The sequence below is a fragment of the Leuconostoc lactis KCTC 3528 = DSM 20202 genome, assembly GCF_014651235.1.
GTDB classification, from domain to species: domain Bacteria; phylum Bacillota; class Bacilli; order Lactobacillales; family Lactobacillaceae; genus Leuconostoc; species Leuconostoc lactis.
Genome location: NZ_BMWM01000057.1, coordinates 1 through 678 on the forward strand (window position 1 = coordinate 1; position 678 = coordinate 678).

General features: G+C 37.2%; 1 protein-coding gene. It reads right to left on the reverse strand.

Going from position 1 to position 678, the window contains the following annotated elements; translation table 11 throughout:
- Window positions 1-170: 170 nt before the first annotated feature.
- Window positions 171-572 (reverse strand): rhodanese-like domain-containing protein, encoded by a 402-nt coding sequence (locus tag IE039_RS08345; protein WP_010002356.1) that lies wholly within the window; start codon window positions 570-572, stop codon window positions 171-173.
- Between the last annotated feature and the right edge of the window lie 106 nt (window positions 573-678).

The window sequence follows — 678 nt, forward strand, 5'->3', positions numbered from 1 at the left end:
CCAATCGAGATCTTCTTACTTAATCTACGTCACTAAATTCGTTCAAGTTATTTCTTGCAATCTGCCTTATACACTTCTTCTTTAAAATTTAAAGCTATCAACATTTTAGTTGCCCATAAAAAAAGGGTTGTGATACATCATCTGTATCACAACCCTTTTGAGGTGATTATTTAATTTGTTTTCTTCCCAGTATATTGTGAGAAGCCCCCACGCAAAATAAAAATACGATTTTTTTGATACCCTTGCTTCTTCAAAATTTTGCTGACGCGTGTCACTTCACGCAAACGATCATCATAAAGAAAAATATCACGATCATGCCGCAAACCAGATTTCCCTTGTGAAAAGTTCATCGCTGGAATGTTACGTGCGCCCATAATGTGTGAGCGCTTATAGGCAGCAGGTTCACGCACGTCGATAATTTGTGTATTTTCATTGGCTAGCTTGTCCGAAAATGCTTCCGGCTTGAGCAGTGTCGCACTCGATTTTGCTGACAAAATAACCCATAGCCAGCTACCAAAGGCAATTAAAATCCACGCAAGAATAACGGTTAGAACTGTTCCTAATATACTCATTTTTTACCTCTTCTAATAAAGTCAATGTTTATATTATGGCAGATTGCAAGAAATAACTTGAACGAATTTAGTGACGTAGATTAAGTAAGAAGATCTCGATTGGTGT

Coding starts and splice junctions, on each gene's coding strand:
- IE039_RS08345 (WP_010002356.1), bottom strand. CDS start 572: ATGAGTATATTAGGAACAGTTCTAACCGTTATTCTTGCGTGGATTTTA.